This window comes from Sulfurospirillum sp. MES, assembly GCF_000789415.1.
Classification (GTDB): Bacteria; Campylobacterota; Campylobacteria; order Campylobacterales; family Sulfurospirillaceae; genus Sulfurospirillum; species Sulfurospirillum cavolei.
The window spans coordinates 251,786-263,516 of sequence record NZ_JSEC01000002.1; the positions used below are offsets into that span (position 1 = coordinate 251,786).

At 46.2% G+C, this 11,731-nt stretch carries 12 protein-coding genes; 1 reads left to right on the forward strand and 11 read right to left on the reverse strand.

The features are described from left to right. Positions 1–109: 109 nt before the first annotated feature. From glyS to OA34_RS04795, 4 genes are all read right to left on the reverse strand, one after another. Positions 110–2,161: a glycine--tRNA ligase subunit beta gene (gene glyS / locus OA34_RS04780; protein ID WP_039672941.1), complete on the reverse strand. Its 2,052-nt coding sequence runs from the start codon at positions 2,159–2,161 to the stop codon at positions 110–112. Positions 2,162–2,524: 363 nt separating this feature from the next. Continuing rightward, on the reverse strand, positions 2,525–2,728 hold the full coding sequence (locus OA34_RS04785; RefSeq protein WP_039672942.1) for a DUF2892 domain-containing protein: 204 nt from the start codon (positions 2,726–2,728) through the stop codon (positions 2,525–2,527). A 74-nt stretch (positions 2,729–2,802) separates the two neighbouring features. Beyond that, positions 2,803–3,735: an endonuclease/exonuclease/phosphatase family protein gene (locus OA34_RS04790; RefSeq protein ID WP_039672944.1), complete on the reverse strand. Its 933-nt coding sequence runs from the start codon at positions 3,733–3,735 to the stop codon at positions 2,803–2,805. After that, positions 3,735–4,379 (reverse strand): carbonic anhydrase, encoded by a 645-nt coding sequence (locus OA34_RS04795; RefSeq protein WP_039672945.1) that lies wholly within the window; start codon positions 4,377–4,379, stop codon positions 3,735–3,737. The genes OA34_RS04790 and OA34_RS04795 overlap by 1 nt, the downstream gene beginning before the upstream one ends. Before the next feature lie 222 nt (positions 4,380–4,601). On the opposite strand from OA34_RS04795, the gene ppnP reads away from it, so the two are divergent. Further along, positions 4,602–4,913, forward strand: coding sequence for a pyrimidine/purine nucleoside phosphorylase (ppnP, locus tag OA34_RS04800; RefSeq protein WP_039672947.1), 312 nt, complete (start codon positions 4,602–4,604; stop codon positions 4,911–4,913). On the opposite strand, the gene OA34_RS04805 is transcribed toward ppnP, so the two are convergent. The 7 genes from OA34_RS04805 to OA34_RS04835 form a co-directional block, all read right to left on the reverse strand. Then, on the reverse strand, positions 4,873–6,945 hold the full coding sequence (locus tag OA34_RS04805; RefSeq protein ID WP_286682850.1) for a putative bifunctional diguanylate cyclase/phosphodiesterase: 2,073 nt from the start codon (positions 6,943–6,945) through the stop codon (positions 4,873–4,875). The genes ppnP and OA34_RS04805 overlap by 41 nt on opposite strands. Beyond that, on the reverse strand, positions 6,905–7,492 hold the full coding sequence (locus tag OA34_RS04810) for a CHASE domain-containing protein (RefSeq protein ID WP_039672949.1): 588 nt from the start codon (positions 7,490–7,492) through the stop codon (positions 6,905–6,907). The genes OA34_RS04805 and OA34_RS04810 overlap by 41 nt, the downstream gene beginning before the upstream one ends. Positions 7,493–7,520: 28 nt before the next feature. Beyond that, complete coding sequence (locus tag OA34_RS04815) at positions 7,521–8,657, reverse strand: BaiN/RdsA family NAD(P)/FAD-dependent oxidoreductase (protein WP_039672950.1); 1,137 nt, start codon at positions 8,655–8,657, stop codon at positions 7,521–7,523. Between the two features lie 131 nt (positions 8,658–8,788). Further along, a complete protein-coding gene (locus tag OA34_RS04820) occupies positions 8,789–9,268 on the reverse strand; it encodes a tRNA (cytidine(34)-2'-O)-methyltransferase (protein WP_039672953.1) in 480 nt (159 codons plus the stop codon). Positions 9,269–9,389: 121 nt separating this feature from the next. Continuing rightward, a complete protein-coding gene (gene purU / locus OA34_RS04825; RefSeq protein WP_039672955.1) occupies positions 9,390–10,232 on the reverse strand; it encodes a formyltetrahydrofolate deformylase in 843 nt (280 codons plus the stop codon). 3 nt (positions 10,233–10,235) lie between these two features. Then, complete coding sequence (locus OA34_RS04830) at positions 10,236–11,360, reverse strand: tRNA nucleotidyltransferase/poly(A) polymerase family protein (RefSeq protein ID WP_039672957.1); 1,125 nt, start codon at positions 11,358–11,360, stop codon at positions 10,236–10,238. Further along, the gene (locus OA34_RS04835; protein WP_039672959.1) at positions 11,357–11,731 is read right to left on the reverse strand and encodes a CiaD-like domain-containing protein; all 375 of its coding nucleotides are present in this window, start codon (positions 11,729–11,731) and stop codon (positions 11,357–11,359) included. The genes OA34_RS04830 and OA34_RS04835 overlap by 4 nt, the downstream gene beginning before the upstream one ends.

The following is an 11,731-nucleotide window of genomic DNA, read 5'->3' on the forward strand; positions in this document are numbered from 1 at the left end:
TAATTTAGTAAAAATAATTTTACCAATTATGCCCCAACAAAGCTTAAGCAACGATTTAAGAGGAAAAAGAGGAAGAAAAAACGAGGAGAGCGTATCTCCTCGTCAAGGGTTAAATGCTAATTTCTTTAATATCCGCAATAGATTTAAACGCAAGATAAATAGAAGCGATCAGGTTTTGACGATTGGTTCTTCGCGCAAGATCGTCCGTGTTGACCATGACGTTATCGAAAAAGGCGTCGATAGCGGGTTTGAGTCCAAAAAGCGCGTCGAGGTGCTCTTCGTACGAAGCGTAATGTTGTGCATTGAGGGCTTGAAACGCCTGAAAAAGCGCTGTTTCGTGCGCGTCGTCAAATAACGCTTCGTCGATACGAAGCTCGTTCGTTAGGTGCATATTTTTGATGATGTTCGCGACCCTTTTGAAAGTCGAGAACATCTCTTTAAATCCTTCGCTCGTCGCGATCGAAGATAAAGCTTTGATCTTGTCGGCAAGACGAACGACGTCCCGTTCTCCGCTATCGATAACTGCCGTGATAATCGAAGGATTGACGTCGAAGAACTGGTATAAACGCTCCAAAAAGAAGTTTTCCAACACGGCAAAATCAAACGGACGATACCCTTGCGCCAAAGCCTGCAAATCGTTTTTAATATCAAACGCGATGCGTTGATCCAAGACGATTTTAATAATGCCGTTGACCGCACGTCGAAGCGCATAAGGGTCTTTATTGCCCGTCGGAATTTTTTGAATGCTAAAGAGCGCAATCAACGAATCCAATTTATACGCCAATGCGACGATAGCACTAAAAAGCGTGCTCGGAAGAGCACTCTCTTCGGAATTGGGCAGGTATTGTTCTCTCAGCGCCAACGCCACAAGAGGCTCTTCGCCCGCCGCCGTCGCGTAGTAGTAGCCCATCAAACCTTGAAGCTCCGTAAACTCGTACACCATCTCCGAAAGCAAATCGCTTTTAGAGTACATCACGGCTTTGTGCATCAAAGCGTTTAACGCCGCTTCGTCGATCGGCGCATGTTGGGCTAAAAGCGTCGATGCGTATCGGTGCGTCAAATAATCGGCAATCGTTTTTTCGCGAAGCTCTTTATCCAAAAGCGATCCTAAGCCTTCAAGGTAGGTAATATCGCTCAATCCTTCGTAACGAAGACCGTTTTTGAGGTCGTTTTCCCAAAAGAAAAGCGCGTCGGAAAGGCGAGCGCGAAGCACTTTCTCGTTGCCCTTAACGATCAAATCGTAATCATCGCTGATCGCGTTGGAAACGACGATAAAACGATTGCTCAATTTGCCCTCTTTAAAGACGGGAAAATAACGTTGATTCTCTTTCATCGACGTAATAATGACCTCAGGAGGCAATTGTAAAAAACGCTCTTCAAACGAACCGATCAATGCTTTGGGATACTCCGTAATCGCAACGACTTCCGCCAAAAGATCCGCATCAATTTCGATATGAACGCCCTCTTTGGCTTCGATCGCTTTAAAGTCGTCCAAAATAATCGCTTCGCGTTTGTGCGGATACAATACGACGCCGCGCTTTTCCAATCGCTCGAAATAATCACCCGCAAACATGTAAGCAAAAGGTTCGTACGAAACCGTTCGATGCGGATACGAAAACGGCGTCGACTCGACACCGAAGAGCGAAAAGCTCACATGTTCGTCTCCGAGCATACATCCGATCCAACGAATCGGACGAATAAAATGCTCCTCTAAAAAGCCCCAACGCATCGATTTACCGAAATTGAGCCCTTTGAGAAACGTCTCGATCATCCCCTTGAGCAAGCGTTGACTCGCTTGTCCTTCAACGGTTTTTTTGTAGTAAAGAACCGTTTTACCGTCTTTTTCGCCTTGGGCGATTTCGCTAAAATCGACGCCGCATTTTTTAGCAAAACTGAGTGCCGCGGGAGTCGGTTCGCCGTCTTTAAACGCAACGTTTAAAGGTGCGCCGAAAAACTCTTCTTCACGCGCTTCTTGTTCGGTAGGAAACGCTTGATGCCATAAGACGAGACGACGCGGCGTATAGTAAAATTGAAATTCGCACGCCAAAGCGTTTTTTTCTAAAATATCGAGCCAGAGTTTTTCAATGTTGGGAAGTTCTTTTAAGAAGGGAACGGCGGGAAGCTCTTCGACGCCTATTTCAATTAAAAGGGGTTTGATCATCGATCGACCTTTACATGTAAATAATTTACTGACCTTACGCACTCTTTACAACGTTGCATGAGCTTACATCAATGCAGAGGCTAGGCAAGATGACAAAGGTTTAGCCAAAGCTAAATCGAGGTCATCTTAACGACGCCTATGTGTTGATGTAAGCTCACCCCGTAAGGGGCACAACAAAAAAATATCATCTACTTCGTTAGATTTTATCGCCTTAGCTTTAGCTAGGGCTCAAAAATCTGCCTCGTAGCTAATACCTCTTTGTTGTGTGCAAAGTCGCAAAGAGTGCGTAAGGTCAGTAATTTAGCTTTATTGTAACCAAGAGTTGGTTAAATCGTCCTTTTACATGTCAAGGTCGCAAACGCCTTAGGCTTTGGATTTACAATGCCCGACCCACTTGCTTAAAAGCCAAATCGAAGGGCAAAAATCGGTAATCGCCCAAACGACGATCATCGCGATCACGAAGCCTAAGAGAATCGTACCGTAAATCGAGCCGGCACTCATCAAGCAACATGCGATAAAAAGTACCGCCGCCATCATCAAACGTTGAAGTTTTTCCGCACATTTCATATCGTATCCTTTTATCTCATTTATAAGATAGAACTATAAAAAGAAGGCACTTAGAAACGTGTTATTTTTTAAAATTACTCTTTTGGCGTATGGAAAATCGCAGTTATCGGAAAGTGATCGGAATAACCGATACCGAGGTGTTGTCCTCGTCCTCGGTCGCTGATTTGCCAGCGATTGGGATTTCCTTTTTCGTCTAACATGTAAGGCGCAATAAAGACCCGCATCGAAAACGGAACGTACTCGATTTTTTGGCGGTCGAAAAGCGTTTTGGAGACGATAATATGATCCAAAGTCTCTTTTTCTTTGCCGTAACTGTGAGAATAGCGCGCATTTTGAGGCAGGTCGTACCACAAGTTATACAACGGTGCGTTTTTATCGCCTGCTTTTAAAAACGTTGAGAGCCCCATGCCCCAATGCCCTTTGCGTTCCTGATACGGCGAATTTAAATCGCCCATCACGATGACTTCGGCGTTTTTATCCTGTTCTAAGAGGTTGTGCAAGGTTTTCGCATAAACAAGCCGTTCGTCCTCTTTTTCTTTATACGCCGGCCAGTGGCTCACGTAAAGCGTGAGCGGATACGCACCGACGCGTAGGGAAAGTTTGTGAATGCCTCGGGCTTGGTCGGGTAACCAAAACGTTTGCGTCTTTTCGATCGCAAAACGCGAAAGCAGTGCCGTTTCGACGCTTACGCGCTCTTTTTTCTTGGGATAAAACACGAACGCATACGCTTTATCGCCGAGCGCGGCGTTTAAACGCTCCAAAACCGCTTGGTTTTCAACCTCTTCCAAGGCGATCACGTCCGCGTCGATATCGCGTATGACGCGTGCAAGGTTGGCGATTTTGATGCGAAGCATCGCTTCGTTCCAACCGTGTTTGGCATTGGGGGTATACTCTTGGTATTCGCCGCCTTGAACGCTGGCGTCGAACAAATTTTCGACGTTATAATTGGCGACTTTAAACTCGAGTGCTCCTAGCACTAAAGGACAAAGAAGCCACAAAAAACGCATCAACCCTCGCATCCGAGCATGGGCTCAAACTCGCCCGTTTCGGTATTGAAATACTCCAATTCGCCCGTTTCCAAATGATAATACCACGAACGAATAAAAAGCTCTCCTTCATTCACGCGTCGTTCGACGTCCGGATACGTTAGCAAATTTTTAGACTGAAATAAAAGCGAGATTTTTTCCGTCAACTCCAAACGTTTGGCATGGTCGATGTTTTGACCCAGCTTGGCCTCCACGTAGTTTTTAGCATCGAGCCCTAATTGCAACCACTTTTTAACATGTACTAAATTAATGTCGGTAATTTTCGTATACATCGTCTCGATCGCCCCGCAATGCGAGTGACCGCATACGATAATATCGCTCACGCCCAAAACCGAAACGGCATATTCGATTCCCGCCGCCGTCGCGTGATAATCATCGTCCGGCGCAAACGGCGGCACGAAATTGCCGATATTGCGTAAAACAAACAACTCTCCCGGAGCCGCATCGGTAATCAAAGTCGGGTCAACGCGCGAATCGCTGCACGCAATAAAAAGAACTTTGGGCTTTTGTCCGTTTTTTACCAAGTCTATAAACTTATTTTCGTATTTTTTAAACTTCGTGTCTTTAAACTTCTCGTAACCGCTTATCAAATCCGCTATTTTCATCGTCGCTCCTCGGTAGTTTCAACGACGTCATTATATACAAAGAGCATGAAAAAGAAATTACAAGCTCGAAACGATTATAATAGAGCTCTTCAAAACACGTTTTGTAAGAAAAAAACATTAAGGTGCGCAAGTATCTTTAACCCTAGCGTCGCTTTTCACGCAAACTTCATTTGGAAGCTTTGCTTCAAAGGCTCGCATACCAACTCTCTTTAAAGGAAAACGATGGAATTTAGCAATGTTACGGTCGTCAAAAAAGCCAACGTCTATTACGACGGAAACGTGGTCAGCCGCACCGTTAAGTTTGAAGACGGAACGACCAAAACGCTCGGTTTTATGCAAAAAGGCGATTATACCTTTCGTACCGGCGTCGCCGAAGTGATGGAAATCTTAAGCGGTGAATTAAGCGTCGAGTTACCCGATCGTAAAGAGCCTCTTAATATTTGCGGAGAAGCGACGTTTCGCGTTCCGGCAAATTCCTCTTTTACGTTACATGTCACGACGTTTGCGGATTATTGTTGTTCTTACGTTCTATAATTTCGGGATGCAAGCGTAACGCTTCGAGATCTTCTACGCTTAAGGGTTTACTAAAGTAGTACCCTTGAGCTTCGTCGCACCCGTGTTCTTTGAGAAAATCAAGCTGCTCTTGCGTCTCAACGCCCTCGGCAATAACCTTCAACCCTAAGCTTTTTCCTAAGGCGATAATCGTCTTAACGATCTCTTTATCTTCAGGATCGCTGTGAATATTGCGAATAAACGATTGATCGATTTTGAGTTTATAGACTTTAAAACGCTTCAAATAACTTAACGACGAATATCCCGTACCGAAATCGTCGATCGAAAGCCGTATGCCTTGCGCGACAAGCGCATTCATCGTTGCAATGGCATGTTCGGGGTTTTGCGCCGCGACGCTTTCGGTCAGTTCCAACTCCAAATACTCCGCCGGAAGCTTTACCTCGTCCAAAATCGTTCCGACCAAATGCGACAGGTGCGTATGGTGAAACTGTACCGCCGAGAGGTTTACCGCCACGCTAATCGGGGAAAATCCCGCCTCGATCCACTGTTTCATCCGCATTGCCGCACTTCGCATCACCCACTCGCCGATCAACAAAATTTGCCCGCTCTCTTCGGCAATCGGAATAAATTCGGCGGGAGAAATCGTCCCGAGTTCGGGATGCGTCCATCGCAACAGAGCTTCAACGCCGACGATCGTCCCCTCTTGCAACGAAATTTGCGGTTGATAATGAAGGCTTAATTCTCCTCGCGTGTGCGCGTAACGCAAGGCATTTTCAAGGCTTAAAAGGCGTGCCGAACGGCTTTGAATTTCGGAGGTAAAAAAGCGGTAATTGTTCCTGCCGTCTTTTTTTGCTAAATACATCGCCGCATCGGCACTTTTAAACAAGCTCTCAACGTCTTTTCCGTCGTTAGGATACAACGCGATACCGATCGAAGCGGTAATCACGAGTTCGTGTTCTTGCAAAACGATCGGCTGCTCAATCGTCTGCAACACGCGTTTTGCCGTATGCACCGCATCGTCGACGCGCACGCTGGGCAAGACCATCACAAATTCGTCCCCGCCTTGTCTTGAAAGCGTATCGACGGGACGAATGAGGCTTTTAAGCCGCTTGGAGACCTTGATGAGCAATTCGTCGCCGAATGCATGCCCTAACGTATCGTTAATGTTTTTAAAATGATCGAAGTCGATAAATAAAACCGCCAATTGCTCTTGTTTTTTCTCCATCATCGTCAAATCGTGTTCGAGGCGTAAATGCAATTGAACTTTATTGGGAAGAGACGTTAAAGGATCAAAGTATTCCAAACGCTCCAATTTAACTTCGCTTTCCCTGCGCGCCGTAATGTCGCGGGCGATTCCCAAAACGCCGATAAGCTCGCCTTTGGTATCGTACATCGGCGTTTTGATCGTCTCGAACAAGCCGTTGTAGCCGTCTTCTTTAAAGCAAAGTTCTTCTTCGTTGGTCACCGATGTTTGAGCATCGATCGCGATCAAATCGTTGGTTCTAAAAAAATCCGCCGCTTGTTTATCGACAAAATCATAATCCGTTTTTCCCGTAATATCGGCTTCTTTAGCACCGTACAACCGCTCAAACGCACGGTTGCAAAATAAAAAAACACCGTCGGGATTTTTTAAAAAAACCAAATCGGGAACGGCATCTAAAAGCGTCGATAAACGCTGTTCAAGAATCTCTTTTTCGTTGTGGGTTTGAATAATTCTCGTTTCCAAAGCTTTTTTGGCGATACGCAAATCGACGAAAAACTTTGCCATATACGCCGATAAAAGTGAAAATGCCAACACGATCAACTCACGCAACATCAACGCCGAAGCGTCGCCCCAGCCTCGATGCGGTGACATGTGAACCATCCATCGACCGTTAGGAACATCAAAACCGTACTCGACCGGCTGTGTTAAACTCGAAGCATCGGAAGCGTAAATAACCTGTTTTTCGTGACTTTGAGGCTCAATTCGCCAAACCTCATACGCCATCGCTTCTCCGCTCAAAGAGGCCGCTTTAACGGTCTCGAAAATCTCCGAGATACGAATAATCGCCACGGCAACCCCCCCAAAACGTCTCTTTTTGGTCTTGCGTTTCAAAAATCGGCAACCGTCCGGCAAGCCCGACGCCGCCTTGAACCAGATTAAAAGGACCTGCCAGCGTTAAACTTCCCGTCTCTTTGGCCAAGAGTGCTTCGGTTTGTTGCGAAGCCGTTTCAAAGAGGTTAAGCCCTAACGCTTTTTCGTTACCCTTCAAAGGTGCGACTTGTTGAATAATGCCTTTAGGTGCGATCGCTAGCTCGATAACGCCGGGATAAAAAGGTAAAATATCGTTGGCGACGCTTTCAAAATTTTCAATACGGGTATTGTTGTTTTCGTTAAGCAGTGCTTGAAGCATATACGTCGATGAAAGTGCTCTTTCCAACATCGACCGAATATCATATCCGTAGTTTGTTGCAATGGCTTCGACTTGTTTTCGTTCGGTATCGAGTTCAAAGGTATGAAAACGGTATACGACCAAAGAAAGTAAAACAAACGTGCTCATAAAAACCGAGACCAAAACGGTTTTAGGTTGATTGAGTCGTTGAACGATCGTATGTATCACGGCTACCCCTCGCATTTATGCTATTGTATCAAAAATTTTTCACAAACCGCATCGCGGAAGCAAACGCCCATTGAAAATTAAATCCGCCAAGCTCTCCGGTCACGTCAACGACCTCGCCTAAAAAATAAAGCCCCTCGCACAAACGACTTTGCATCGTTAAATCGTCAATTTCGAAAGTCGAAACACCGCCTCTAGTGACTTCGGCTTTGGTGTAGCCAAAATTGCCCGCGGGTGCGAATGTGTAGGCTTTAAGAGACGCAACGCTCTCGCGCTCGGCTGGTGTGAGTTTTGCGATGGTTTTATCTTCCAGACCCAGTGCTTCTAAAAAAGCTTTGGTAAAGCGTTTAGGAAGTGCAAGTGCCGTGCTGATCTGCTTTTGGCGGTGCGTTTTCAATAAAGATTCCATGTTGACACCCGGTAAAAAGTCGATGCAAACCGCCCCTTTTTTCCAGTACAACGAGCCGCTTAAAACAGCAGGTCCACTGATGCCTTTGTGGGCAAACAGCAGGTTCTCGCGAAACTGTTTTCCCTCGACATGGAACACTACAGGAATGGCAATGCCGCTAAGCTCTTTCATCCAAAATTGCTCTTTTTGAAGCGTCAAACCCACAAGGGCAGGAGAAGGTGTGATGAGCGTGTGCCCAAAATGTTCGGCGATTGTGTAGCCAATATCGCTCGCACCGATGCTGGCATAGCTTAGTCCGCCGCTCGCGACCACAAGCTTTTTAGCATAGATTTCACCCTTGTTCGTCTGCACCACAAAGTGCTTCTCTTTCTTTACATGTAAAACATTCGTATGCATGTAAAACGTACAAAACGAGGTCAATCGCCCAAAAATGGAGACCAGATCTTTCGCACTGTTCGCACAAAACATCTGTCCGTGCGCACGCTCTTCTAACGCAAGGCGATGTTCTTTGGCAAACAAAAGTGTCGCGTTCGCATCAAACGCTTTTAAGATGGGCGCGATAAACGCTGCATCACCTAGATAGTTCTCAGCCGTGGCAAAACGGTTCGTGAGGTTGCATTTGCCTCCGCCCGAGATCAGCAGTTTCATGCCAATTTTGGGGTTAGAGTCTACAAGTGCCACGTCGCGTCCTTGCAACTGCGAAGCCGCCATCAGCGCACTCGCCCCCGCACCGATGAAGAGAATATCGTGGATTTTCAAACGCAACGCTTCATCAAAAGGCTATTCATTCATACAGGTGTAATGAACATTCGCATCTAAAAAGAGTGTTTCATCACGCAAAAAAGGAACAAGGCTTAGCGCAAAAATCCGTTTTTTCATAAATGCCCCTTTTACGCGAGTGATGTCGCTTTAAACGCGTCAAAGTTTTGACGGATCGCATCGTAGAGAATAATGCCTGCGGAGGTGGCTTGGTTGAGGCTTCGACCGTGTTTTCCCATCGGAATCGTCACGGCATTTTCCCATTTCATCTGCATCAGTTCCATCGGAAGCCCCGTGGATTCACCGCCGAAAAAGAGAAAATCGCCCGGCTGAAACGCGGCTTCAAAATAGGGTTTGGCACTTTTGGTCGTTGCAAAAAAGAAACGCTCCAAAGAGGCACGGTTCGCTTCCAAAAAATGGTCCAAACTTTCCCACACATGTAAATCTAAAAGCGGCCAATAATCCAACCCTGCTCGCTTGACCGTTTTATCGCTGATCTCAAACATCGTAGGTTTTACGATATGAAGCGCACAATCGGCGTTCACGCACATACGCCCGATACTTCCGGTATTTTGCGGAATTTGCGGGTGAACTAAAACGATATTAAACATAAACTTATCTCCTCAGAAGAAAAACGGTTGGCTTTTTTTCTGCCACACAGTGGCTAGCTTCATCAGTGCCTAGTGCAACGTAGCTTTATGAGCTTTGCCCATAAAGCGTGTCAAAATGGTCTTAAAAGATAATGGTCTTATTATCATGCACAAAAATGCGCTCTTCAAAGACCAAATCCAATGCGTTGGAAAGCACCACTTTTTCGACATTGCGCCCGGCTCGTTGCATATCTTTCCAGCTCATTTCATGATTGACTCTCACCACGTCTTGCGCGATGATGGGACCTTCGTCCAAATGATTGTTCACGAAATGCGCGGTCGCGCCGATAATCTTTACGCCTCGCTCATAGGCTTGTTTATACGGATTTGCGCCGATAAACGCCGGTAAAAAGGAGTGGTGAATATTGATCATTCGCTCTTCGTAATGGCTCACGAACTCGCTCGATAAAATACGCATGTACTTGGCTAAAACGATATAGTCGATCGTATAGCCCGCCAAAACTTCCAAAACTTTGGCTTCGTGTTCCGCACGGTTGAGTCCCTCATGGCTCACGCAATGGTAGGGAATATGAAATTTTTCGCTCAAATCCCGCAAATCGTCGTAATTGGAAACCAATGCCAAGATGTTTGCGTTTAAATCGCCGCTGTCGTGCTTCAGTAAAATATCGCCCAAGCAGTGCGTCTCTTTCGTTCCCATTAAAATAATATCTTTTTTGCGCGCTTCGGCGACGTAAATCTCGGCACCTGAGGGCAACATCGCCTCAAGCGTTCCTTTAAACGCGTTCATATCGACTTCGCCGCTTACTTCCGCGCGCATAAAAAACTTGCCGTTTTCCCGATCGACGTATTCGTCGTTTTTGATGATGTTGAGTTGGTACTTAAACACCACGTCTGAAATACGGTAAATCAACCCTTTTTCGTCGGTACAATCGATCTTTAAAATATAGTTTCTATTCTCTTGCATACCTTATGCCTCACACTGTTGTTGTATTTTTTCGATTCGTCTTCGTTTCAATTCTATGCCGATCGCCTCTTTTTCAAACCCGTCTGATATTACCTCTTGAACGTCCACACCGCCGGTAAAGATCTGATCCCAAATCCCCAAAGCGATCGCGCGTTCTTTAACGCCGCGACGGTAATTGCCGAGCCATTGCGAAAGGGGTTTTTCAAGACTGACATGTAAGAGTGCCTCATCGCCGATCTTTCCTTCAAAAAACGGCTGCCGCCTCAAAGCGTGAAGGTAGTGCTTGGGAGCTTCCAACACGTTGAGCCAGCGAAGCGGGTCTTCGCCCAAACGATTGGCGACGATGTAAACAAAATAGTAAGAAAGCAACGCTTCTTCAAAATTTTGCTTGCATCGTAGCAATTCGTGCGCGATCTCAAAAAAGCGGTTTTCGACGTTACATGTAAAGCATTTTTCAAACAAACAAAGAGCGTACATGTAAAAAAGCCCGTAATGCAAAAACGGGGCGCGAAAAAGCTTTTCAAACTCCCATAAAATGCGCGGACGACTTAGATCGCTAAGGTCGATGCTTCGCATCACGTCCAAACTTCGAGGCTCGATCTTAAAGCCCAACCGTGCGCTAAATTGCACCGCACGCAGAACCCTCAAACTGTCCTCCCTAAAGCGCGCTTCATCGATCATCGCCAGCGTTTTGCGCGCAATGGCGGCTTGTCCGCCCCAAAAATCGAGTAGCGTTTCGTCGAAAATATTGAGCATCATCGCGTTCATACTAAAATCGCGACGCTTGGACGCTTCGCGTTCGTCTTGGCACACTTCGATCTCAAATGCGCTATGTCCGACACCGCTTTTACGCTCGACACGCGGCAGTGCAAAATCGATGTCGCCCAGTTTATACACGAAAAAACTTTTTCCCACGCCCACCGCTCCGGCTTGGAGCATCACGCGCTCAAACGTTTCGGGCGTCATGTCGTAAACTTCGATGTCAAGATCGTGCAAAGGCGTGTTTGTCAGTAAATCGCGTACGCTTCCGCCGACTAAATACGCACGTTTCGTGTACGGCTTCAGCAGTTCAACCGCGCGCGACACTTGGGTATAAAAGTGCCGTGGAATCGAACAAAGCGGCTTCATGAGACGCGAGATTCCATCTTCTCCAATTGCTCGTCGATCGTCGCTAAAAGATACTCTAAAAAATTCAGCGTCAAATCGATCTTGGCTTCGATGTTTTTATTGTTCGGCGACTGAAAGCCCTCGAAGAGAACCAAAATACGTTCGCGCAAATTCAGATAAAACTGCTTGTGCTTGTCGTCTTCATGCGTCGGCTCGTCGTCGTAGACTTTAAGCATATTCGGCTCTTCGGCAAACTCTAAAAGCGGTTCGGGTTGAAATTCGACGTCTTGTACTTCAGGGCGTCTTGGAGGCTGTAGGGATTGTTTTTCCTCTTGAGGAACGCTTTGTTCAAGCTCCTTGAGGGTGGATAAAATCATCTCTTTTAGTTCCAT

Bases quoted from the DNA above. Each gene is read 5' to 3' on its own strand.
- glyS (WP_039672941.1), bottom strand. From the start codon at position 2,161: ATGATCAAACCCCTTTTAATTGAAATAGGCGTCGAAGAGCTTCCCGCC.
- OA34_RS04785 (WP_039672942.1), bottom strand. From the start codon at position 2,728: ATGAAATGTGCGGAAAAACTTCAACGTTTGATGATGGCGGCGGTACTT.
- OA34_RS04790 (WP_039672944.1), bottom strand. From the start codon at position 3,735: ATGCGTTTTTTGTGGCTTCTTTGTCCTTTAGTGCTAGGAGCACTCGAG.
- OA34_RS04795 (WP_039672945.1), bottom strand. From the start codon at position 4,379: ATGAAAATAGCGGATTTGATAAGCGGTTACGAGAAGTTTAAAGACACG.
- ppnP (WP_039672947.1), top strand. From the start codon at position 4,602: ATGGAATTTAGCAATGTTACGGTCGTCAAAAAAGCCAACGTCTATTAC.
- OA34_RS04820 (WP_039672953.1), bottom strand. From the start codon at position 9,268: ATGTTTAATATCGTTTTAGTTCACCCGCAAATTCCGCAAAATACCGGA.
- purU (WP_039672955.1), bottom strand. From the start codon at position 10,232: ATGCAAGAGAATAGAAACTATATTTTAAAGATCGATTGTACCGACGAA.
- OA34_RS04830 (WP_039672957.1), bottom strand. From the start codon at position 11,360: ATGAAGCCGCTTTGTTCGATTCCACGGCACTTTTATACCCAAGTGTCG.
- OA34_RS04835 (WP_039672959.1), bottom strand. From the start codon at position 11,731: ATGGAACTAAAAGAGATGATTTTATCCACCCTCAAGGAGCTTGAACAA.